Source organism: Devosia enhydra, from assembly GCF_900119845.1.
In the GTDB taxonomy this organism is placed as follows: Bacteria; Pseudomonadota; Alphaproteobacteria; order Rhizobiales; family Devosiaceae; genus FPKU01.
This window is the reverse complement of sequence record NZ_FPKU01000002.1, coordinates 703,037-725,955: the sequence shown is the minus strand read 5'-3', so window position 1 is coordinate 725,955 and position 22,919 is coordinate 703,037. Positions and strand designations below refer to the sequence as shown.

The following is a 22,919-nucleotide window of genomic DNA, read 5'->3' as shown; positions in this document are numbered from 1 at the left end:
GCTACATCGCGGGATGTAAACCGCCAGGCCCTTGGGCGTCGTGGGCATCCACCTCAATGGCTTGAGCAATTATTGCCAACTCCCCGAGACGATCAAAGGGGCCTTAAACCATTTGATAAGCAAAGACTACGCAGTTTCTCCCCTTTCTCTTGGCCGCATAAAGCGCCCTGTCAGCTGCAGACAGCAAAGTAACGGTTGGCCCATTTCTTTCATGTAGCATGGCAATTCCTATGCTGGCGGTGATGGTCAGCCGATGACCTTCTGCCTCTATAGTCATATCTTCAATCGTCGCACGGACCCTAGACGCTATCGAAAAGGCGAGCTCAGCGGAGACCCCGGGAAGAATCATGCAAAATTCCTCACCGCCATAGCGTCCGACATAGTCGGACTTGCGAATAGTGCTTTCGAGCAAACGGCCCACGCTGGCCAAAACTGCGTCCCCGGTCCCATGCCCGTAAGTATCATTAATAGTCTTGAAGTGATCAAGGTCTACCATCAGCACCGCGAGGTTGGTCTGATGTTTTTCGGCATCCGCGATTTCCAGCTCCGCAACGCGCAATATGGTGGCTCTGTTGAGTGTCCCGGTGAGCGTGTCTATCGACGCTTGCCGGCGCAGCTCCAGATGATGAATCGCTAATGCGGCTAAGTTCTCAAGGCTGGAGAGCTGGTCGGGCGTCACCGATCTCGGGTTTGGATCGAAGACGCATAACGCTCCCAGTGGGTAGGCATCAGAACTGGCAAGGGGGACGCCAGCGTAAAACCGTACTTTAGGCGTATCGAGGACGAATGGATTGTTGGCGAAACGCGGATCGTGTTCTGCGTCATCGACTACCATTGGCCCTGCCGCCCGGATGGTATGAGTGCAAAAAGACGTTTGCCTTGGTGTTTCCGCCTCGGCAATTCCCCGGCGCGATATAAAGAACTGGCGGTCGCGATCAATGAGCGAAATGGCCGCCGATTCAGAACCCAGCAGCGTCTGTGCAAGCTTGACGATCCGATCTAGATCACTGTCGGTGGCGGCATCGAGCAACCCGTAGCGCCTGACAGCGGCAATTCGTTCGTCATCGTAGCTCGGCGCAATCATCATTGGCGTCCAGATCGCAGATTGATATTTGGGCTTCAGCGCAATACCCGGCGTCGTTTAAACGGTTGCTCCTTTTGCCGAGCGCCGGTGCGAGCTCAAACGCCGTGGCGCGCCACCAAGCGCTTCCGCGAGAAATCCCGCAACATCGTCCGGATGCATCGGCCTGCTGAAGAGATAGCCCTGTCCATAGTCACACCCCCAGGATGTCAGAAGAATCGCTTCTGCTTCCGTCTCGACCCCCTCAGCAACTGTCGAGAGCCCCATCGTTTTGGCAAGGCCGATCATCGCCCGCACGATCTCCTTTCCCTTATCATTCTTGCGCATGCCTGAGACGAAGGACCGATCGATTTTGAGCTCATCAACGGGGAGCGTCTGAAGATGCACCAGAGACGCATAACCGGTGCCAAAATCATCGAGCGACAGGCTAATGCCCTGATCCTTGAAGTCCTGCAGTTTCCAGAGAATAACGTCCTCGAGCTCATCAAGGAGAACACGCTCGGTAATCTCGAGCTTGACGCTCCAGCGGGGCAGACCGTTGCGGTCTAGGCGATCAAGCAGAGCGGCAGTAAACTCCGGATTGACAATATTGTCCGTTGCCATGTTGAGGGAGACCCTTTGGAAGGCCACACCAGCCTGTTGCCAACGCGCCATTTGATCAACAACGCACTCGACCATACGCAGCCCGATGGCATCGGCCAATCTAGGGTCATCTAGCGCAGATCTGATCGTTGTCGGAGGCAAGACGCCTTGCTTGGGATGACGAATCCGCAGGAGTGCTTCCCAACTGTGCGGCCTTCGCGTCTCCAGAGAAAGGATAGGTTGGAAATATGGCTCGACCCAACCTTCACGGAGGGACAATCTTGCAAACTCGAACTCCTCAGCGCGAGCTGTGGCGTTACTGCGGATTCTGGGGTCGAAAAGTTTAACGGAGCCTTTCCCCGAAGATTTAGCAGCGTACAGTGCTAGATCGGCTCGTTTAAAAACTTCATCAGCGTTCTCATCGGATCGCCCGAGCGCGCAGCCTACACTCGCCCGGCAGGATCGCGCCTTCTTATTGGCGCGCATCCGCACGTCGAGGCCAATACCGATCTCGTTGCCGCGCTTCATAAGGCAGTCATCGGAAAAGGCGAGTTCCGTGATGATGGCAAACTCATCTCCTCCTAGCCGAAAAACCTGCTCACCAGGCTCACAGACAGACATCAGATAGCGGGCGAATAGACGGAGCACCGCATCCCCTGTGCGGTGACCATGCCGGTCATTAACAAGCTTGAAGTCGTCCATATCCAGAACCATCAGCCCTACCGGATGTGAGGCTGTATCGAGGGAACGACGGAGCTGATCCACAAAGCGCCGGCGGTTAGGCAATCCCGTAAGGTCGTCGTAGTAGGCGTGCCGCTGAAGCCTTTGCTCGGCAACGAAACGGTCGTGAATGTCGTCCGCCGCACCATACCAGCGCAGAATCCGTCCATTGTCATCAAAGCGAGGAAAGGCGCGCGCCCTGACCCACCGATAGGAGCCATTTGCCAGACTTATACGGTAGGACGCATCGAGCGGGGTGCCCGACGCCAGCGCATGTTCCCATTTCTTAATCGTCGGCTCCACATCATCAGGATGGAGCGAGGAAAGCCAGCCGTCCCCAAGTGCCTTTTCACCGCTAATGCCAGTCGCCTCAGCCCATTTACTTGAGACACTGAGGATCTTCCCTGCAGGATCTGCAGTCCAGGGTATCTGGGGATTTAATTCAACTGTAACTCGGTAATGTTCCTCGCTCTCGCGCAAGGCCTCGAGGATGCGAGCCCGCTCGATGGCGAGCGACGCAAGCCGTCGGAGACGATCCATCTCTCTTTGCTCGTGGGAACCCGGCTGACGGCTATCCTTAAAGTAGAATCCAAACGAAGCGATGACCTTGCCGGCAGCGTCAAAAACAGGGCGTGACCAACAGGCCTTGTAGCCGAGGGCCAGAATGGGACCCCGCCAACCGTCCCATAAGGGGTCCGTCCCAATGTCCCAACTAATTACATCGCGATTTTCGTAGACAGCGGTCCCACAGGAGCCGGCCCGTGCGTCCACGCGCAGCGCCTTGATGTCTTTATACATGTCAGGCGGGAACTTGGGCGCGATGCCAGCCTCGAAATGCTCGACATCCTTGTCTACCAGCAAGATACTGGCAGCTGCACCCGGAAGCTGCTTTTCGGCTGCCCGGCAGAGCTCGGCCAGCACCTCACGCAACTCGGCACCTGAAGACACCAAATCAAGCACGCGGCTCTGCGCGGCGTCCCGCGTCTCCGTGGTCAGCCAATCATGGGCGTCGATAGCGCAGCCGATCCACTTCTCACCCCCGATGTGGCGAGCGTTGAGCACGTGTCGATGGTAGACGCCGTCGTAACGGCGCACGCGGATTTCGGCCTGGATCTCACTTCTGCCGGCGCTGTTAAGCGGAATCTGAGCATAAAATACAGCGACATCAGCGGGGTGAATGGCGTCGAGCCAGCCATGGCCGAGCCCCGCCTCACGCTGCATGCCGGTGAACTCGCGCCAGCGGTCATTATTGAACTCGACCATACCTTGAGAATCTGAAATCCAGACGATTCCAGGTATGGCGCGTGTCAGCGTTTCGAAGAGCCCATCAACCATCGTTCGACCTGTGCTCCAGCGTACTGCCTTCACAATGGGCACACTGGAGTTAATAGCGGCTTCAACCCAAGCGCAATGCTTTATGGAAGCAAGGTAGCGGAGAGAGCCAGGCCTGAAAGAGGCCGCGGTGCCCCAAGCTTGCCGCTATTGCATTCACCGAGCCGCCCTAGCTGGCGCGAGCGCGCGTACGAAAGTGACTGGACGCGCAAAAGGTGGGCGCTAACGCAAAGCGTGCACAGATGAGAGCGCAACGACTCTTTTTGCGGCACCAGTATGCAGTGTTGCTTGGCTCACCGCTAATTTCGTAGGGACGAACGACGCCCTCACGCGAAAAAGCTTGATGGCATCGCCACATCCTTGGAACGCCGGTGCCGGGAGGATCTCGGATATGCCCGCCATGAAATGACTGGGCAATCTATTCTCAAATCATCCCAGCCATCGTCGCAGCCTGAAGCCATGTGGATAGTTGTCGCCCCAGCATGAAAGTGCAATCTTGCCATTGCACCGTTGACAAAATCGTGCTCCGCAAATGGCCATGATCGAAGACGAGTTTGCGATAGCCGTAGCCGAGACCACACCTGCCATGCTGTGGATGGGCGATGCGCTTGGTCGTTGCGTTTTCCTGAACAGCGCCCTTCGGCGTTTCTGGGGCGTTGACCCCCAACATCTGGATCAGTTCGACTGGACGTCGACGCTCCATCCCGACGACATCGAGTTATTGAGCAAGCCGTTTGGCGAGGCCATGGCCGCCCATACCCCATTCACGATTGAGGCGCGCTACAAGCGGGCCGATGGAGTCTTTCGGATTATGCGGACGGAGGCCAATCCGCGCTTCGGCCATGACGGCGCCTTCCTCGGCATGACGGGGTTGAACATTGATGTCACCGAGCAACGACACGCGGAACAGCAGTCGCGGTACCTCATGGGTGAGTTGAACCATCGGACCAAGAACCTATTGGCGGTTGTCATGGCGATCGCGCGAGCGACGGCAAAGAGTACTGATCCCCAGCGCTTTCTGGATACCTTTTCGTCGAGACTATCTGGCCTTGCTTCCAGCAACGATCTGCTCGTCGCGAGAGATTGGAGTTCTGTGTCCTTAAGCGATCTTGTGACGAGCCAGCTGCAGACCATTTCCATGGAGAAAGATGAACGCGTGGCATTCGGCGGTCCGAATATTTCCGTCTGCCCACAGCACGCACAGACGGTTGGGATGGCACTCCATGAGTTGGCAACGAACAGCCTGAAATATGGTGCGCTGTCTGAACCGCATGGCCGTTTGAGGGTAGTCTGGCATACGACCGGCCGGGAGCACTGGCGGTTAGAATGGCGCGAGACTGTGAAGCGAACTTTGTCTGCTCCGGAAAGGAGGGGCTTCGGGCATGTTGTCATGGTCGACATGGTGGAGCACGCCGTCGGAGGTAAGGTTCATCTGCAGTTTGAGCCACACGGGGTGATATGGAGCTTGGATGTCTGAGACCGATGCGCGCAGCCGGGTCAACCATCGGGAGCTGCAACGTTCCCGTGTTTTTGCCGCATAGAGGCAGCTGCAAGTGTCTTCGCATCAGCTCGGCTATTTGAGGCCGCGCAAATGCAAAGTGCGATCAGTTCACGACGTTCAGCACCCTCAGCGTGTCGAAACAGGATGGAGAGCGAAAGTCCTTGATCAAGCTCCAAGATGAGGCAAATCTGGTTTTGCGCCCACCTCAGGGACCCGCGGTCAAAACTGGTCTCGTGACGCCCCCTAACCTCAGGAACACCGTTATGAAAGCCCTTTCATTCGCATTGGTAGCGGCATTCCTGCCCCTTCCAGCGCTGGCTCAAACCATAGGCAATTCAACTGCGGAAGCGCCGCTGATCAAGGCTAGCGCACCCGAGGACGTTGCCTCAGAGATGCAGCGGCTCGGCTACAGGGCGCAATTGACCACCGATAACGTTGGCGACCCGCAGATCAAGTCGGCCGCTGGTGGGTCAAATTTCCTCGTATGGTTCTATGACTGCCAAGATGGCAATGAGTGTGGCTCCATTCAGTTCTCGGTGGGATTTGATACGCCCAGCGGACTCGATCTCGCAGTCGCGAACGAATGGAACCAACAAAACCGATATGGGAAAGCGCACCTTGACGACGAGCGCGATCCCTATGTCCAAATGGACATCGCGATCAACGGAGGCATGAGCCCTGAACTGTTCGCCGATAATCTCAAGCTTTGGGAAGATATAGTCGCGCGATTTAAACAGCACATTGATTGGTGAAATGGGGCTAGGCTCACCCGCTTCAACGCGGGTGAGCCCAAGCGACCTGCTGGGAGGGATGCGCCAGGTTGACAAGTGCGGATCTGACTATAAGAACTGGCGCTGGCTGCGGGGAGATGGCATCAGCGATTGAGCCACCGCGCCCTCACTCGACAGCCCCACAATCACCGGCGTTGACAGTTTGGACCCGAGGCGGGACTAGGCTCAGCCTACCAAGCGATCACGCGGCGACGACGCATGAGAATGCTTACCAACACACTTCCTAAGCCTTCCTGATCACAAATCGCAGGCTCGCGGATTGCTGCGATTTCGACACCCAATCCATGGCCGCTAGTCGCCGCAAAGTGTGAAACATCTATCATTGCCAACAGATCCGTCCATATAACAGGCATTGTTTCCCCCGATTGCATTTCATCAGTGGGCTGCATTTTGATGAAGCCTATGCATCGTCACAGACTGATGAGATGTGCCGAGGTTAATTCCGTTTCCCCGAACCAGCGGTAGATGCAGGGTGTATTGGGGTAGTCGATGCTGGATGCCTTGGGATGCTGGATGCCGGGGTCGCCCTTCATCTTGTAGTGCCCAACCAGTACAGGTGGCGCATCCATCGGGTAGATCGCTGCGATCACATCCGAGGGCAGTTCCGACTGGGGGAGTTCATCGGGATTGGGAACTGACAGGGACGCTTGGGGCCATGTCCTGGCGCCGGCATTCCACCAGGCCAAGCGGACCTCCTTGCGCGGGTTTCCATGGTAATCATGGAAGAGGCAACCTTCTGGAAGCGGAACCTCCGGTCCCGTGACCAGAGATTTTACAGCTCTGCCGAAGGGAGTAGCGCCACTCGCAATCTCAGCAAGGTCTTCTCGTTTCAAGAACCCATCAGGTCTGCGCTTACGGATTTCCGATATGTGCAAATCAGACCAGCAGGCATGAGAAATGCGCAACCCGTCGACCTCGATCCACAGCGGGAGAGTCTCCAGGAACCAATCTGTCCATTCCAGTGCCTGTGGTGTGCCGACACCAAATGCCTCGATAAAGCTGCGGTGCTGCCTCTGGTTCTTTGAACTGTGAGCGCGCAGTGGGGAACCGTCGGGCCCTGCGGAGTGGTACAGGAGTGCGTTCAGTTCGTGATTGCCCATGACTGCACGCGCCCTAGCTTCCGCAATCAATTTGCGGGCAGTTTCGAGCACGCGAAGGTCTGACGCTGCTGTGACATCCTTGCTCGCATCCACGAAATCTCCGAGAAACAGGATCATGCTGTTCTTATGTGTGCGCTGCAGTGATACGTTCAGGCGCTCGATGTCTGCATGAATATCCGGGATGATTGTGAAGCGTACCAAATAGGTCTCTTGTCCGATGGACGATAGAGCTGAACGGAAGAATGTTTCAGAATTATGGAAACATCGCGAGTGTCAGGTGATGCCATTGCCTCAGATCGTGTTCTTGTGCAGTGAGTGCATCGATCGCGTTTTGCAGTTCACTGATCGTCGTGGCCTTTTTGACATAGGATTGAGCCACGTTAACACGGGATTCCGGTGCCCGCTTGCTCAGGTCATAGCCTCCCGCAAGCAAACCTTTTTGCAGTGATGTACGGAGTTGCTCCAGCTTCGTTGAGAGGCGAATGATCCGATGGGCACGGGACATGTTCGGAAACTGCTCAAGAAACCGTCTCTGCAAATAATCGTCCGAAAACAGCAACCAGTTGGAGTAGACAGCGGACTTTAGGGGAACGTAAGTTCGCGTCTCGATCAGGCGCCATGCATTATGCAAATCAGGCGTGGTGCTGAGCCATCGGTACTGGTGCCCTCCGATGACCTCTCTGATCTGGGCGAGGTCGGTAACAGCTCTTGCTTGACTGCTCTTGTCCGATTTTTCTATCGCAAAATACGGTATATTGAGGACTTTTCTCCGTCCAAATGCAATCATTGCATCTCCATATCTGATGACAAATTTGGGGTATTGATATTATAGGAAACCAGAAATGCTGCATAATCAGCATTCTGTACCTTTCTGCATCATGCAATAGAGTGATTATGTGCGAATGCACTAATGGGTGTTTTCGCCTTCATGCTGATGCGTTTGCATGAACTCCGCAAATGCGGCATCCGCCTTTTGATTGGTCAGGGCGACTGCTGCAATCAGATCTGCATAATGTTTAACCGTTTCGAGGCCATTGACCACATTGAGACGTATCGTCGTGCCCGTGGGATTGCTGCCTTCAAAATCAGTGGCGTGATGCCATCTGACGACCCGTTGGTCTGGCATTGGCAAGAACTGGAATGCACCGACGCGCATTTTTGAGTTTATGGTGGACAGCAGTAGCTGCATCTGTTCACTTTGTGACTCTTTCACGCTCATGTATCGCATATAGATATAGATATCGATCATGTCGTTGTTGTAGGCTTCAACGATCAGCAGGCAATAATTGCCACCGACTGAGACCGATGTGGTTACGTGGGCGAAATCCTGATCGAAATCATACGCGACCTCATCGTCCCACTCCATTTCCGCGAGAAAGGTCTTGAGGGCGATATCGTGTTTGAATGCGATGGTATTGCTCGTCATTAATGCTCCTGGTGCTGTTGAAGGGATTCGGTGAGAGGCATATCCATCATCCCCTGATGGATTTGCTGAACAGACGGTCTGCAATGAGGTGAAGTTCGCGACTTTTTGAGATGCTGTTGCGCCAGCGTAGCGGAATGGCGGAGTTGCCATAGAGTGCCCCAGAGAGCTGCCCTGTGATTGCTGCAGTGGTATCGGCATCTTCGCGCAAATTGGCAGCCATGAGCACCGCACTCTCGAAAGTGGTTGTCTGATCCACGCACCAGAGTGAGGCTTCGAGAGCATCGAGGACGTAGCCGGTGCCGCGTATTTCGGAGCGCCTCTTGGACGTCCAGCTGCCAGAGGCGATTTCGCTGACCTTGGTTGTGTAGGTGCCGGTTCGCGAGCGCAGGACCTCTGACTTGGGTTTGCCGGCGATCGCGTCAGCGAGGATTTCACAAAACAGGATGCAGGCCTCGATTGCTTCAGGAGCCCCATGGGTGACCCTGCTCTGATCGGCAGCAACCTGAGCCATGACGCCTGCGCTATTCCAGTATCGAATGGCCACAGGTGACACGCGCATCAGCGAGCCATTGCCTGCAGTTGAGGGATCAGTGGGCCCGGAGAACGGGTCTCCAGTGCGTTCATGATGATGCAGTGCCGAGCGTGTCGTCAGACCGATATCAAAGCATTGGCCCGTGCTGGAATACCTCCCCTGTCGCCACCAGGAGACAAATCGATCCGCCAGGTCATGGGGTTTGAAGGTCTCTGTGGATGCCAGACTGTCTGCCAGGGCCCAGGCCATCGCGGTGTCATCGGTCCACTGTCCGACCGCCAGACCAAAGGGTCCACCCCCCACCATGTCTGTCAGAGGTGGGGCATGATCATCTCGAGGAGCGAACTCGAGTGTGGTGCCAATGGCATCACCGACTGCCAGACCGATGAGGGCGCCAACTGCCCGGTCTCGATGCGCGTGTGTGTTCTGCGATACCGGGGGCACGCGGACAGTACTGAGGACGTGGTCCTCCTGTTGTCTCGTCTCGATGGCTCCGGGACGAACGGAGCGAACCAGTTCGATGGCAGACTGAGGGTCGACCCCAAGTTCGACCAGAAGCCGTGCAACTATTGTCCCTGCCCGACCAAGGCCTCCCTTGCAGTGCACCAGGACGTTGAGGCCATTGCGCAGTTTTGTCCGCAGGGCCTCGCCCACGCTCAACCAGGCCTCTTCAAAGGCCTCATCGGGAACTGAGACATCAACGATGGGGAGGTGGAACCAGTCTATGTCCCTTTGGGTCACCCGCTGCCCCAGATGAGGCACCTGCAGCTCATCAAGCTCGAAGGGCTCCAGGAGGGTCAGAACCGCTGCTGCGTTCCAGGCGACTATGATGTCGAGATCAGCATCCAGGTCTCGGTCCCAGGGACCGCTGACGCTGTCGCTCTGCTTTTTTCCTGGACAGAAGGTGATGCCAAGCGAACCGTGACCATGGCCAAGGCCTATTGTTGCAATCCGCAGGGGGGGTGTTTCGCTGGTTTTGATCGATGACCTCATGAATTGAATGGCATGGCCGTGCAGGGCAAATCACATGGACTTGCCTGCGCGCAAAGAGTGAAAATGGAGAAGACCTAAACGTAGCAGAAATAAGCGAATTTTGCAACGGGACGAGGCGCTGAAGGGAATGGATTTGGTGCTTGGTACCGTATGGTCCATGCAGAAAACGCCTGGAACAGAGTTGGCAGTGACTGTGAGGAACGGTCAAACCGATGATCTCGTAGAACGACGAGGTGATCGAGATCATGAGGAGGCGAGATGGGGGCGTTCACCAGAACTTATGAGGTCAAGATCCGGATTGCCGGTTTTGCCCAGGACGTGCGGGTCGATGCAGATTCACCACAAGTGGCACTCGAGATGGTCAAGAGGCAGTACGGTAACCCCCAGATCCTGATGCCGCCGCGTGTTGTTCGGTAACTCTGGATACGGAAGACCAGGAGCAACGATCGTTGGGGTTGTCCCTCGGTCATAGAGCGGAACCTGGATCTCAGGTCAGACGTGGTTCTGGCAGACTGGACTGTGGCGATGAGGGGAGTTCTGACCTGATCTCTGAACAGCAGAGATGGGGACGCACGCACCGTTCACAATCGAGGTGAACATTCGGGAGTCTGGTTGCGAACGAGACGGACTCAAGTGCCAGGGACCGTTCAGACCAGTGGTTTGTAGGTGTCCTGATCGCTAGCCAGCATAGAAATAGAAAATAAAAAAAGGGACGCCTATAGGCGCCCCCATTAGTAGAATTGCGAAAGCATATTACTAAAATACAAATATATGCCGCTCGCTTATGTAGGGCTACCGAGCGCCTTCGCAGATATATGGTCATTTACTGCAGTAAGCGACGCACCCCCAGCGTCGCTTTTTTACCGATAATCCGAATCTGCGTCTTCGATCGGTTCGGCGCCATAATTGGCAGAGGTCTTATTGTTTCCGATGGTGCCGCTGCCAATTACACCGATATAGAAGTCCGACCAATCATACGCTTCCGGGGCATCGGTCGCGGATTTCGACCATAGCAGGGCGAAAGTTAGTCCGAGAGTCGTACGCACTGACAGAGTCATGTTATTTGCCTTCGTCCAGCCAGTGCGTTTTCTTGCTAAATTTCTTGGAGTTGCCCGTCAATCGGGATACTCTTCCAATCTGGGCTGAATACGGGGTAATGAGCGCCATTCTGGCAGAAATTGTGATGGCGATTCTAGCGACGATAGTTCGGCAAGTCTTTTCAGGAACCACGCGTCTTGAGGTGCTCCCTCAAATCTCTTCCACCCATAAGTTGAGTACGGGGTTGTCATGAGCAGGCGCCCTGGCAAAGTGCTGCTCGAGGGACATTCGGTCACCGTGACCTTCGAGGTGCTCCTGAGGGAATGCTGTGCTGCGTTCGCCGGAGCCGTTGGTCAAACAGTGAGTGTGACGACCATTCATCATCCGATGCTGGTCATGGGGTAATCGACCTGTCTCAAAGGCGATTTCACCCACTGCAATCGATGACCAGACCCTTGAATTATGGGTGCGTCGCTGCGGCGCTTCGGCTTTGGCTATGCGGCATTTGGTCAAACAGCGTCGCGTTGCCGTTCAAGGCCATGATGCCGGTGGTGCGGAACAGCTTGGTTGCGTAGCTGACGACCCCGCCAAGGTTGTGGGTGATGGGACGTGCATCGACGCTCTTGAGAGGCAGCAAAGGTTGAGTGCCGTCGCTGTATCGGAAGCGTGTGATGCTCTGGAAGCGTTGCTGAGACAGCGTTTCGAACGATGGCAAGATGGTGGGGTCGATAAAGATGATCGAGTGGATATGGGGCCACTCGGACATTGCTAATTGCGATGGGCTCACGGATTGGCGGGAGCCAGGGATGTCTAGGAAATCGAAACTTCTGGGTTGAAGGTGACGTTTTCCTGGTCTCTGGTAATTTTTAATCAGGGCAGAAACGAGCCTGATATAAAACAGGGCATTAAGTTGGAAGATGCGATGGCACATCGTTGGTGCATCGCGATAACCGGTACTATAGAAATCTTTCGTCAAAAAGTATGGTCTTAATGTCGGTTTTTGTTGTGCGTAAGTGACGATATGTTGTTGGTAATGGTCGCGAAATCCGGGACCTTTCAGGTGAAGTGTCATTAATGAATCCATATGTTAAGTAATTATAGGTAATAGAAGACATTAGCGACGAAAAGTCGCTTTGGGCATATCAGAATAGGAATTATGAGAATGAAGAATTCCTCATTCTCTCTGTTCCAATAATTTCTTTGAATAGGACAATTATAAGGTATATTGTCAATCAAGTCAACATTATTTATAATACCGCGAGCCCGTGTTTGCGATTTCCGCAAAGCGATCGTGCCGGTGTCCGAATGGGGGGAGGCGGGGCAAGGCGACTCTGTCGTGCCCACCGCATGCATCGCGTTCGTTCAAAGAGCACGCGCAGGTGGCAAGCCAGTGGCCCTGCTCAGGGTAAACGGGGCGAATGTGGTATGAAATGTGGGTTGAAAATACGGGCCAAAACATAAGAAATTGTTTTGACTGCACAATCTTCAGATAGGTGGCGGAGAGGGAGGGATTCGAACCCCCGGTGGAGTTGCCCCCACGCCGCATTTCGAGTGCGGTGCATTCGACCACTCTGCCACCTCTCCGCGAGGTCTGCACTTGGCCCTGAAGGCCGGTCGAGACGGGGTGGCTTATGGCATAGCGCGACCGGCCCTGCAACACCCTTGCGCAGTCTCATGCCGATCTGGTGGATCGCCAGAGCCAGGCGGTCAATCCCCAACCGTCAGCTGCAAGGCCTCGCCTCAACTGCCGCATCAAAGAGCGCGAAAGGACCGTCTCCACAGGCGAGCTGCGCGTGGCGGTGGCGCAAACCAAGCCTTGGAACGGATGCCCGACGGCGCGTCCGATCCGCGCATGCGTCTGTGCTTTTTGGGGCCGTGCTCTGACTTTGAGCCGGGAGGTGGTGTAGCGTTGCCAGACACGAGGACAATCGAGCGCAATGGCCACACTGAACGCACAGCGCGACGAGCCGGCCCGCCTTTTCGTCTATGGCACGCTGCGCGACCCCGAACTGCTGATGCGGCTGCTCGGCAGGCCGGTGCCGCACACTGCGCTGCTGCCGGCCGCAGCGCCCGGCTGGCGGGCCGTCGCCCTTGCGCGCCACCCCTGGCCGGTGCTGGCGCGCAGCCCGGGCCACGCCGCCGAGGGTCTGCTGGTCCTCGGGCTCACGGCCTTCGAGCGCGACCTGCTCGATGCCTGGGAGGGGGAGGGCTACCGGCGGCTGCCCCTGCCCGTGATGGTGGAGGCCGAACTCTTCGAGGCCGATGCCTACCTGCCGGTGAGCCCGCCGTCGCTTTCGGCGCCGGACTGGGACTTCGCCCGATGGCAACTGAACCACCGGGCCGCCGCACTCGTTAGCGCAGGGGCGGAGGCCGAAACCCTGCGGCTGCGGCTCATCGCCCTGCGCCCGCACTGAACCCTGTTTGAGGACATGTCATGATCACACCCGATATCATCGCAACGGGCCTGGGTGATGTGGTGCTGCAGCCCGTCCATCATGCCACGTTCATGCTGAGCTGGGGCGAGAACAGCATCGTCTTCGATCCCGTCGGCGGGACAGCGCGGCTCGCGGGCCTGCCGCGGCCCGATCTCGTCATCCTCACCCATGAACACCCGGACCATTATGACGAGGCAACGCTGCTGGCGCTGGCCGAGCAGGGTCCTCTCGACATCATCGCTTCCCCCGGCACCCATGCGCTGCTGCCCGATGCCCTCAAAACACGGGCCACGCGGCTGGCCAATGGCGAGACGGTTGAAAAGCTCGGGGTCGTGATCGACGCGGTGCCGGCCTACAACACCACGCCCGAGCGGCTGCAATTCCATCCGCGCGGGCTGGTCAACGGCTATGTGCTCGATTTCGGCGGCACCCGCATCTACAATGCCAGCGACACCGAAGTGACGCCGGAACTGGCCGGCATGACCGACATCGCCGTCGCGCTGGTGCCGATGAACCTGCCCTATACCATGACGGGACCGCAGGCTGCCGAAGGCGTCAGGCAGTTCCGGCCGCGCATCGTCTACCCCTTCCATTATCTGGGTGGCAGGGAGGACGAGGTCTTCGCCAAAGCACTCGAAGGCGAGGCCGGCATCGAGGTGCGCCTGCGCGACTGGTACGAAGGCCAGTAGAGGGGTTCACATCCGCTGTCGCTCGGCGCCCCAAGGAGGCCGATCGACAGCGGATGGTATAAAGGCCTCAGACCCCGCCCATCCGGCAGACCACCGCCCACTCGGCCTCGGTGACAGGGGATACCGAGAGCCGGGAGAGCTTGACCAGCGCGATATTTTCGAGCTCGGGCGTCGCCTTGATCTCGGCCAGCGTGACAGGGCGGGCGAAAGGCTTGACGGCGGCGACATCGACGCACTCCCACACCACCTTGCCGTCCTTGAGCTCGGCGGTGGAATCGGGATGGGCCTCGGCCACCACTTTCATGATGCCGACGATCTCCTTGCCGATATTGGAGTGGTAGAAGAAGGCCTGGTCACCCGTCTTCATCGCCTTCATGTGGTTGCGGGCGGCATAATTGCGCACCCCATGCCACTCCTCGGTCTCGCCGCGACCGGTCTTGGCCACGAGGTCGTCGAAGGAAAAGACGTCCGGCTCGGACTTCATCAGCCAATAGGCCATTACTGCCCCCGGCCGGTGGGGTTGTTGATGCCCCAATTCCAGCGGCGCACCTGGTAGCTCTCGAACACGCCCTCGACCACGAAGGGATCCTGGGCGGCCATCGCCTCGGCCTCGGCCTGGCTCTGCGCCTCGATCACCATCAGCGAGCCGCAGGGCTGGCCGGCGCTGTCGATGAAGGGGCCGGCGAAGACCAGCTTGTCGCCCAGCGTATCGAGATGCTTGAGATGGGTGGGGCGAACCGCCATGCGATGGTCGACGCCATCGGGCTTGTCCTCGGCGATGATGGCGAAAAGCATCTCTCAGTCCTCTCTCTTGAGCGGCCGCGACATGAGGCCGGAAACGATATCTGCGATGGCGGCGCGGCCCGACAGCAGGAGCACCACGGCATCGATGAGCGGCACATCGACGCCCTGGCGCCGCGCGATGGCCTGCGCGACAGGCGCTGTGAAGACGCCCTCGGCCAGCGGCCGACGGCCTTCAACGAGGATTTCGCCGCGCCCCAGCGCGAGGCCGGTGGCATAGTTGCGCGATTGCGCCGAGGTGCAGGAAAGGGTGAGATCGCCGAGCCCGGCAAGCCCGGTCAGCGTTCCGGCATTGCCGCCCAGCGCCACCACCAGCCGCGCCATTTCGGCAAACGCCCGGGCGATCAGCGCCGCCCGTGCCGACGCCCCGAGCCCCGCGCCTTCGACGGCGCCGCAGGCCAGCGCATAGACGTTCTTGAGCCCGCCCGCGAGCTCGACACCGATCATGTCTCCCGCCGCATAGAGCCGCAGGCCGGGCCCGGCGAGAGCGGCGGCGACGGCATCGGCCATGGCCCCGTCCGGGCTCGCAAGCGTCACGGCCGTGGGCCGGCCGGCGGCCACATCCTCGGCAAAGCTCGGGCCCGAGAGCACCAGCGGGGTTGCCGTGGGCACGAGATCGAGCAGGATCTCGCTCTGGCGCCTCAGCGTTCCGGCCTCGAGGCCCTTGGCCGAAAGCACGACCGGCAGCCCGCCCAGCATCCGGCCATGCACCCCGAGCGCCGCCGCGCTCTGCTGGGCCGGCACGGCGAGAATGGCGAGATCGACATCGGCCGGAAGCGCCAGCGCCGCCACCAGCCCCGCATCGAGCGGCAGAGCGCCAAGCGCCCGGCTGTTGGTGTGGCGCGTATTGATCTCGGCGACCTGTTCGGGATCGCGGCAGACGAGGGTGACACGGCGCCCCGCCACCGCCGACGCCTGGGCGAGGGCGGTGCCCCATGAGCCGGCGCCGATCACCGCGACATTCTTGATTGCTTCAGGCTGCATGGGAAATCCGCATGCCGGGGTCATCGAGCGGCCAGCGCGGCCGTGCGGGCAGGTCGAGCCCGTCGCTGCGGCCCAGAGCCAGCCTCTCGGCCCCGGCCCAGGCGATCATCGCGCCATTGTCGGTGCAAAGCGCGATCGGGGGCACCACCAGCCGGGCGCCAGCCTTTTCGGCCACGGCGCCGAGCGCAGCGGCGATGGCCCGGTTTGCCGCGACCCCGCCGGCAACCACGAGGGTGGGCGTCGCATCAGGCAGGGCAGCGGCGAACCGCGCGAGCGCGGCAGCCGAGCGCTTCGCCACGATTTCGACCACGGCCGCCTGGAAGCTGGCGCAGAGATCGGCGGCATCCTGATCGGTGAGCGGCGCCGCGTCCTCGGCGGCGAGCCGCACCGCCGTCTTGAGGCCGGAAAAGGAAAAATCGAGCCGCGCCTCGCCCATCAGCGGGCGCGGCAGGCGGAAGCGCCGCGGATCGCCCGACCGCGCCAGCGCTTCGACGCGCGGACCGCCGGGCAGCCCGAGATCGAGCATCTTGGCGACCTTGTCGAAGGCTTCGCCCAGCGCATCGTCGATGGTGCCGCCCCAGCGCTCGTAATCGCCCACCCCGCGCACCAGCACGAACTGGCTGTGCCCCCCCGAGACCAGGAGCATGAGATAGGGGAACTCGACCCCGTCGGTCAGCCGCGCGGTCAGCGCATGGCCTTCGAGATGGTTGACCCCGATGAATTTCAGCCCTGCCGCCGCCGCCAGCGCCTTGCCGGTGGTCAGACCCACCAGCACGCCCCCGATCAGCCCCGGCCCGGCGGTGGCCGCGATGGCATCGAGATCGCCGAGCGCCACCCCGGCTTCGTCGAGCGCACGCGCGATGATGCCGTCGAGATGGCTGACATGGGCGCGCGCGGCCAGCTCCGGCACCACGCCGCCGAAGGCGGCATGTTCTTCCACCTGCGAGCGCACGATGTTGGAGAAGATGGTGCCCCGGCCGTCCGCATCGCGCAGAACCACCGAGGCGGCGGTTTCGTCGCAGCTGGTCTCGATGCCCAGAATCTTCATGCGCGCTTGCCCGCCGGGGGGGAACGGTCTACTGCGTCCCCGAAGACGATGGCCTACAATAGGATGGTACGGCTTTGCAATCGCCCCCGCCCTTCCTGCGCATCGGCACCCGCGGCTCGCCGCTCGCCCTGGCCCAGGCCCATCAGACGCGCGACCGGCTTTCGGCCCTGCACGGGGTGGAGCCCGATCGCATCGCGATCATCCCCATCAGCACCGGTGGAGATCGCCTCACCGACGTGCCGCTGTCGGCCTTTGGCGGCAAGGGCCTGTTCTCGCGCGAGATCGAGGCGGCGCTTGCCGAGGGCATCATCGATATCGGCGTGCATTCGAGCAAGGACATGGCGACGACCCTGCCGCCCGGGCTCGTGATGCCGGTCTTTCTCGAGCGCGAGGACGTGCGCGACGCCTTCATCTCGCTGGGTCACGCCAATCTCGAATCGCTGCCCGAGGGGGCGCTGTTCGGGACATCCTCCATCCGCCGCGCGGCGCAGATCCTGCGGGCCCGGCCCGACCTTGCGATCGTGCCGTTCCGGGGCAATGTGCAGACGCGCCTGCGCAAGCTCGGAGAGGGCGTGGCGGAGGCGACGCTGCTGGCCGGGGCCGGGCTCAACCGGCTCGACATGGCCGACCGCATCCGCCACTGGCTCGACCCCGAGATCTTCCTGCCGGCGCCGGCGCAGGGGGCCATCGGCATCGAGCATCGCGCCGACGACCACCGCACCGCCGATATCGTGGCGCCGCTCAATCACCCCGAAACCGCCCGCGCGGTGAAGGCCGAGCGCGCCATGCTGCAGATCCTCGACGGCTCCTGCCGCACACCTATCGGGGCGCTCACCACCTGGCGCGGGCCGCAGCTGATGCTGGTGGCCGAACTCGTATCGCCCGATGGCCGCATCACCATCAAGGCCGAGGGGCCTTTGGGCGAGGACACCGCCCAGGCCGATGGCGCGGCTGTCGGCCGCATGCTCAAGGATCGCGCCGGGCCTGACTTCGTTAAGGTGTTTTCGCCATAGTGACGTCATGGTCCGCATGCTGGTCACCCGCCCAGAGCCCGAAGCGAGCGACACCGCGCAACGGCTTGCCGCCCTCGATATCGAGGCGGTGATCGCCCCGTTGCTGCGGGCGCGCGTGCTCGCCACGAGCCTGCCCGACCCGCGCGGCTTTTCGGCCATCGCCGTGACCAGCGCCGCAGCCCTGCGCGCCCTCGCCGAACGCGATGCGATCGCGCCCTATCGCGGGCTGCCGCTCTTTGCCGTGGGTGAAAAAACCGCCCGAACCGCACGGGAGATGGGGTTTTCGTCGGTCGAGATCGCCGGCGGCACGCTCGGGCACCTCGTCGAAAAGCTCGCCCATGCCGGGCTCGGCGGGCCGGTATTCTATCCCGCTGCCCGCGATCTTTCGGGCGATCTCGCCCGGTCCCTGGCCCCTTATGGCGTGATGGTGATTACAACCCGCGTCTACGCCATGGATGCGGCCGATGCCCTGCCCGAGCCCGTCGCCGCCGATCTGGCGGGCGGCGCCATCGACGCGGCGCTGTTTTATTCGCGCCGCACGGCGGAAACCTTCGTCCGGCTGGCAGCCCCGATCATGGGTCCGGTGGAACGCAGGCGCCTTGGTGCGCTTTGTCTCTCCGAGGCCATTGCCGAACCGCTGATTGACGCCCATTTCGTCCGGGTCGGGCTTGCCGACAGCCCGGGCGAACAGGCCATGATGCGACTGGCCCTGTCGTTTTCGCGCGATGGGGGCCTGTCGTGACGGCCCGAACCGAAAGGACCTGACCCTATGGCCGAGCGCAAATCGGGGCCCGTCAAGCCTCCGATGATCGATCTGGAAGCCCGCCCGGCAAGCCCGAAGGGCAAGGACGCCATGGGCGGGGCAGCACCGACCCCGGAACCGGCTGCGCCGACCGCAGCGCCGGTCGAAACTGCGCACGAACCCGTCGCGGCGGAGAACGCCGTGCCGCCCGCCCCGCCGGCAGAACCGGCGGCGTCGCTTACGACTGACAAGCCTGCGCCTGAGGCGCCGGCGACCGCCCCTCGCCCGGAACCAGCTGCACCCCAAGAGACGGAAACCGCCTCTGCTGCGGATCGCGGCGATCGCAAGCGCACGCCACCGCCGCCGCCGCCTCCACCTCCGCCTCCGGTCGCACCGGCGCTCCGCCGCGAGGGCGTCGGCCCGGCGGGACTGGCCGCGACGGCGCTCGTTGGCGGCGTGCTAGGGCTCGCCATCAGCCTGGGCCTGGCCTCGGCCGGGCTCTGGCCGCAGCCCGAGCCCGATGCCCGCCTCGCGCAGCTCTATGGCGCGTTGCCCGAGATCGAGACTCTGCCACAGATCGATGAGCGACTGGGCGCCCTCGATGCCGGCCTTGCGGGCCAGACCGAGCAGCTCGGCGCGCTGTCATCGGCCCAATCGGCGCTCGAGACCGAGCTGAACGAGGGGCTCGCGCGGGTGACGGGGGTGGCCGAGGCGGCGCGCTTCGATCCCTCCACCCTGCCCCCGCCGGCCGATCTCTCGGGCCTGCGCAACGATCTCAATGCCCTCTCCGCCAGGCTCGATGCGATCGCGGCGGGCGCGTCCCCCGCCGACGCCACGGCGATGGGGGAAAGCCTTGCCGCCCTCGAACAGCGGCTAGCGGCGGCAGAGGCCGCCCTGGCTGCGAGCGCGGCACGGGCCGAGGAAACCGAGGCACGCCTCGCGGAGCTCACCCCCGCCGCTCCGCCGGCCGAGACAGCGCAGCAGAGCCTGGATGCACAACTGCGCCTGCCCCTGCTGCTTTCGGGGCTCGAGGCAGCGCTGGCAGCCGGCCGGCCCTTTGCCAGCGAACTCCAGGGCCTTGTCTCGATCAGAAGCGACCTGCCGGCCTCCGAGGCACTGACCGGGGCCGCCGCCATCGGCCTGCCCCGCCCCGACACCCTCTCGGCGCGGTTTGAATCGCTCCTGCCGGCCATCATTGCGGCCGGTACAAGGACTGAGACAGGCGACTGGGTGTCGGATGCCCTCGCATGGGGCCGGGCTCTGCTCGCCCTCCGCCCTGCCTCCGAACAGGCCGGCGATACGCCCGAGGCGGTGCTGAGCCGGCTCGAAGCCGCCATCGCCCGCCGCGACTATGCCGCCGCACGCGACCTCTTTGCGGCCCTGCCCGCGCCGATGCGGGAGGCAGCCGCGCCCCTGCCGGCCGAGATCGCAGCGCTGGCCGAGGCGGATGCGCTGATCGCCGCCCTGCGGGCCGGCGCCACGACGGAGACCGCCTCATGATCCGGCTCGCGCTCTGGATCGTCTTTTCGCTGGTCGTCGCCGCCGGCATCGCCTGGCTCATCGGCCTGCCCGGCACGATGACGCTCGAAGTGGCCGGGTATCGCATGCAGCCGCGTCTCGGGGTTGCGGCCGCCGTCTCGATCGGCCTCATCGCCCTGACCATCCTCGTCTGGACCATCGTCCGCCGCGTGATCGACGCGCCCCGCCATTTTGCCCGCATGGCGCGGGAACGGCGTCGCGAACGCGCCATGGTTGCTCTTTCCGATGGCTTCATCGCGCTGTCGGCCGGCGACGCGCATCGCGCCCGCCGCCTCGCCCGCGACGCCCGCTCCAGCCTGCCCGAAAATGCCGCAGCCCAGCTGCTCGAGGCCAAGGCCGACCTGGCGCTGGGCAACATGCACGCGGCCCGCGAGCACTATCGCGCGCTGATCGCCGACCGGCGGACCGCGCTTGCCGCCCTTTCGGGGCTCTACGAACAGGCCCGCGCGCAAGGGCGGCACGATGCGGCGCTGACCTTCGCGCAAAAGGCGGTGGCGATCGCGCCCGCCCCCTGGGCGAGCGAAGCGGTGCTCGACGATCTGACGCGGCGCGGCCAGTGGCAGGCGGCGCTCGATCATCTTTCAGCCGAACCGGCCGTGAGCCGCGAGGACAAGATGCGCAAGCGGCGCAAGCAGGCGCTGATCGAAACGGCCCGCGCCCGCGAGGCCGAGCCGAGCGAGCCGCTGCGGGCCCTCGATCATGCGCTGGCTGCCCTCAAGCTCCTGCCCGATTTCGTGCCGGCAGCGCTGATCGCCGCGCGCATCCAGTCCAACCGGGGCGAAGCCCGCCGCGCCATGAGCCTGCTGCGCCGGGTCTGGCGCGCCACCTCGCACCCCGATATCGCAGCCCTTTATGCGGCCGCCGTGCCCGGCGCCTCGGCCGTCGACCGGCTCAAGCGCGTCACCGAGCTCATCGACCAGCCGCCGCCCAACCGGGCTGCGGCCATCGTTCTGGCGCGTGCAGCGGTCGATGCCTTCGAATGGTCTACCGCCCGCAATGCCCTCGCCCCCTACGTCTCGAGCGATGCCACACAGGCGCTCTGCCTTTTGATGGCAGAGATCGAGGAAGGGCAGTCGGGCGACCATGGCAAGGCGCGTGAATGGCTCTCCCGCGCCGTGCGTGCACCGCGCGATCCCACCTGGACGGCAGACGGGCTCACCGCCGAGGAATGGGAGCCGGTCTCGCCGGTCACCGGTAAGCTCGATGCCTTCGAATGGCGCGTGCCCATCGGTGCCACCGGCCTGCAGCGCAGCCCCGCCCCGGTCGCGCCGCCCTCGGGCACCACCGTCGCCGTCCCGGCCGGAGACGCCACGGGCAGCACCGCACTCGCGCTCTCGACCCGCTGACCCCGCATGGAGCATTTCCGGGTGGAGGGACACCGGTCCGCGTCCGGGAGCGCGACGAGACAAGTCGGAACCGAGCTGGAGCTTTGCGCCGTTACAAGGAAACGGTGAGAGCTCTAGCCCCTTGCGTCGATGCCAGAGCGCGGTTACAAGACCGCCATTCCGGGCCCGCCCGGCGCCGCTTTAGCTCAGTTGGTAGAGCACATCATTCGTAATGATGGGGTCGCGTGTTCGAGTCACGCAAGCGGCACCACTTCCTTCTTTCAGCTTCAATATTGACCACCCTGAGCTCCGCTCGGGGCAGCCATAGGCTTGCCGATTTTCGTGATCGGCATGGTAAGCATATCATTGTTGATGCAGCATCGGAATTCTGCTTCCTCCTTTTCGGGGGACTTAAATGCCGAAACTTTTTTCCTGTTACATTAACCTTGCCACGCGTCCGGACCGAAGATCTTTCATCGAAGAGCAACTAACACTGCTTGGTCTTGAAGCCCGGCGCATCGAGGCCACCACGCCTGAACGCGTGCCTGCGGACATTGCCCGCAGGCACTGCGTTCCCGACAATCCTTTGGGCCTCGCGCGCTCCGAACTTGCCTGCACTATGAGTCATCTTGAGGCGTGGAGCCTGTTTCTGGTTTCCGATGCGGATCGATGCCTCGTTATCGAGGACGATGCCGACCTCTCCAATTGCTTCGTCGCGACACTGAGGGACCTGCTCAACGCAGATAACCTGCCCAGTCTCGTCAAACTGGATGCGGTCGATGGCCCCCGGCGGCTCGGCGAGCCCGAAGCGAGGTTAGGCCGCTTCCAGCTCCGGCGCATGTATTCTGTGACCCACAACACGACCTGCTACCTGATCGACCGCGCCACGGCGGCCAATCTTCTGGGCGAGCGATCCTATCTGGGGGTGCCGATCGACCTGGCCCTGTTCGATCCTTACGGTCCGTTGCGGCGCCGCCTCAGGCCCTACCAGCTCGTGCCGGGCATCGCGCGAGCCCGTATCGCCGAGCAGCGGCCGGGCGATCCCATCGCGCTCAGCGATATCGCCAGCACGCGGGCCAGCGCCGCCTTCCATGCACGCTCGGCCAAAGGATTGTCACTGACCTGGCGGCGGCTGGTGAAGGGCGCGGCGGCGGAGCTCAATGCGGGCTCCTCGAAATTCATGCAGGATTACGTGCTGGGCATCCGCAAGCACCACATCCTGTTCGTCGACGAGCAGTGACAGCGGC

At 61.5% G+C, this 22,919-nt stretch carries 21 protein-coding genes and 2 tRNA genes; 11 read left to right on the top strand and 12 right to left on the bottom strand.

Features of this window, described 5'->3' with window-relative positions; genetic code table 11:
• Positions 1-103: 103 nt before the first annotated feature.
• On the bottom strand, positions 104-1,087 hold the full coding sequence (locus tag BT183_RS12665) for a sensor domain-containing diguanylate cyclase (protein ID WP_084603502.1): 984 nt from the start codon (positions 1,085-1,087) through the stop codon (positions 104-106).
• Between the two features lie 54 nt (positions 1,088-1,141).
• Positions 1,142-3,718, bottom strand: a complete 2,577-nt coding sequence (locus tag BT183_RS12660) for an EAL domain-containing protein (RefSeq protein ID WP_072343583.1) — start codon at positions 3,716-3,718, stop codon at positions 1,142-1,144.
• A gap of 529 nt (positions 3,719-4,247) precedes the next feature.
• On the opposite strand from BT183_RS12660, the gene BT183_RS12655 reads away from it, so the two are divergent.
• Both BT183_RS12655 and BT183_RS20265 read left to right on the top strand, forming a co-directional pair.
• Positions 4,248-5,192 (top strand): sensor histidine kinase, encoded by a 945-nt coding sequence (locus tag BT183_RS12655; RefSeq protein WP_072343580.1) that lies wholly within the window; start codon positions 4,248-4,250, stop codon positions 5,190-5,192.
• Between the two features lie 287 nt (positions 5,193-5,479).
• Entirely contained in the window at positions 5,480-5,968 is a 489-nt protein-coding gene (locus BT183_RS20265) for a YbjN domain-containing protein (protein WP_177282513.1), read from the top strand.
• Between the two features lie 449 nt (positions 5,969-6,417).
• On the opposite strand, the gene BT183_RS12645 is transcribed toward BT183_RS20265, so the two are convergent.
• From BT183_RS12645 to BT183_RS12630, 4 genes are all read right to left on the bottom strand, one after another.
• Positions 6,418-7,308: a metallophosphoesterase gene (locus BT183_RS12645; RefSeq protein ID WP_072343574.1), complete on the bottom strand. Its 891-nt coding sequence runs from the start codon at positions 7,306-7,308 to the stop codon at positions 6,418-6,420.
• 52 nt (positions 7,309-7,360) lie between these two features.
• Entirely contained in the window at positions 7,361-7,894 is a 534-nt protein-coding gene (locus BT183_RS12640) for a hypothetical protein (protein WP_072343571.1), read from the bottom strand.
• A gap of 120 nt (positions 7,895-8,014) precedes the next feature.
• Entirely contained in the window at positions 8,015-8,533 is a 519-nt protein-coding gene (locus tag BT183_RS12635) for a type III secretion system chaperone family protein (protein ID WP_072343568.1), read from the bottom strand.
• Positions 8,534-8,579: 46 nt separating this feature from the next.
• Positions 8,580-10,058, bottom strand: coding sequence for an ADP-ribosylglycohydrolase family protein (locus tag BT183_RS12630; protein WP_210185470.1), 1,479 nt, complete (start codon positions 10,056-10,058; stop codon positions 8,580-8,582).
• A gap of 258 nt (positions 10,059-10,316) precedes the next feature.
• On the opposite strand from BT183_RS12630, the gene BT183_RS20780 reads away from it, so the two are divergent.
• Entirely contained in the window at positions 10,317-10,475 is a 159-nt protein-coding gene (locus BT183_RS20780; RefSeq protein ID WP_177282511.1) for a hypothetical protein, read from the top strand.
• Between the two features lie 1,081 nt (positions 10,476-11,556).
• Here BT183_RS20780 and BT183_RS20520 read toward each other — a convergent pair.
• Complete coding sequence (locus BT183_RS20520) at positions 11,557-12,168, bottom strand: hypothetical protein (protein WP_143145786.1); 612 nt, start codon at positions 12,166-12,168, stop codon at positions 11,557-11,559.
• Between the two features lie 422 nt (positions 12,169-12,590).
• Positions 12,591-12,680: transfer RNA gene (locus BT183_RS12620), tRNA-Ser, on the bottom strand.
• Positions 12,681-13,033: 353 nt separating this feature from the next.
• Between BT183_RS12620 and BT183_RS12615 the strand changes: the two genes are divergently transcribed.
• Both BT183_RS12615 and BT183_RS12610 read left to right on the top strand, forming a co-directional pair.
• Positions 13,034-13,510 (top strand): gamma-glutamylcyclotransferase family protein, encoded by a 477-nt coding sequence (locus BT183_RS12615; RefSeq protein ID WP_072343562.1) that lies wholly within the window; start codon positions 13,034-13,036, stop codon positions 13,508-13,510.
• Between the two features lie 20 nt (positions 13,511-13,530).
• Positions 13,531-14,220 (top strand): MBL fold metallo-hydrolase, encoded by a 690-nt coding sequence (locus tag BT183_RS12610; protein ID WP_072343559.1) that lies wholly within the window; start codon positions 13,531-13,533, stop codon positions 14,218-14,220.
• A 67-nt stretch (positions 14,221-14,287) separates the two neighbouring features.
• Here BT183_RS12610 and BT183_RS12605 read toward each other — a convergent pair whose 3' ends face one another.
• The 4 genes from BT183_RS12605 to tsaD are packed head-to-tail and all read right to left on the bottom strand — an operon-like array spanning position 14,288 to position 17,053.
• Positions 14,288-14,719: an EVE domain-containing protein gene (locus BT183_RS12605; protein ID WP_072343556.1), complete on the bottom strand. Its 432-nt coding sequence runs from the start codon at positions 14,717-14,719 to the stop codon at positions 14,288-14,290.
• Positions 14,719-15,015, bottom strand: coding sequence for a YciI family protein (locus BT183_RS12600; protein WP_072343553.1), 297 nt, complete (start codon positions 15,013-15,015; stop codon positions 14,719-14,721). The genes BT183_RS12605 and BT183_RS12600 overlap by 1 nt, the downstream gene beginning before the upstream one ends.
• Positions 15,016-15,018: 3 nt before the next feature.
• Positions 15,019-16,005, bottom strand: coding sequence for an NAD(P)H-dependent glycerol-3-phosphate dehydrogenase (locus BT183_RS12595; protein ID WP_072343550.1), 987 nt, complete (start codon positions 16,003-16,005; stop codon positions 15,019-15,021).
• Positions 15,995-17,053 (bottom strand): tRNA (adenosine(37)-N6)-threonylcarbamoyltransferase complex transferase subunit TsaD, encoded by a 1,059-nt coding sequence (tsaD, locus tag BT183_RS12590; protein WP_072343547.1) that lies wholly within the window; start codon positions 17,051-17,053, stop codon positions 15,995-15,997. Before tsaD ends, BT183_RS12595 begins: the two co-directional genes overlap by 11 nt.
• 74 nt (positions 17,054-17,127) lie before the next feature.
• On the opposite strand from tsaD, the gene hemC reads away from it, so the two are divergent.
• From hemC to BT183_RS12560, 6 genes are all read left to right on the top strand, one after another.
• A complete protein-coding gene (gene hemC / locus BT183_RS12585) occupies positions 17,128-18,066 on the top strand; it encodes a hydroxymethylbilane synthase (protein WP_072343544.1) in 939 nt (312 codons plus the stop codon).
• Positions 18,067-18,073: 7 nt separating this feature from the next.
• The gene (locus BT183_RS12580) at positions 18,074-18,808 is read left to right on the top strand and encodes a uroporphyrinogen-III synthase (RefSeq protein WP_072343541.1); all 735 of its coding nucleotides are present in this window, start codon (positions 18,074-18,076) and stop codon (positions 18,806-18,808) included.
• 27 nt (positions 18,809-18,835) lie between these two features.
• Entirely contained in the window at positions 18,836-20,308 is a 1,473-nt protein-coding gene (locus tag BT183_RS20775; RefSeq protein ID WP_072343538.1) for a COG4223 family protein, read from the top strand.
• Positions 20,305-21,693, top strand: coding sequence for a heme biosynthesis protein HemY (locus BT183_RS12570; RefSeq protein WP_072343535.1), 1,389 nt, complete (start codon positions 20,305-20,307; stop codon positions 21,691-21,693). The genes BT183_RS20775 and BT183_RS12570 overlap by 4 nt, the downstream gene beginning before the upstream one ends.
• Before the next feature lie 174 nt (positions 21,694-21,867).
• A tRNA-Thr gene (locus tag BT183_RS12565) sits at positions 21,868-21,943 on the top strand.
• A 144-nt stretch (positions 21,944-22,087) separates the two neighbouring features.
• Entirely contained in the window at positions 22,088-22,912 is an 825-nt protein-coding gene (locus tag BT183_RS12560) for a glycosyltransferase family 25 protein (RefSeq protein ID WP_072343532.1), read from the top strand.
• Positions 22,913-22,919 lie beyond the last annotated feature (7 nt).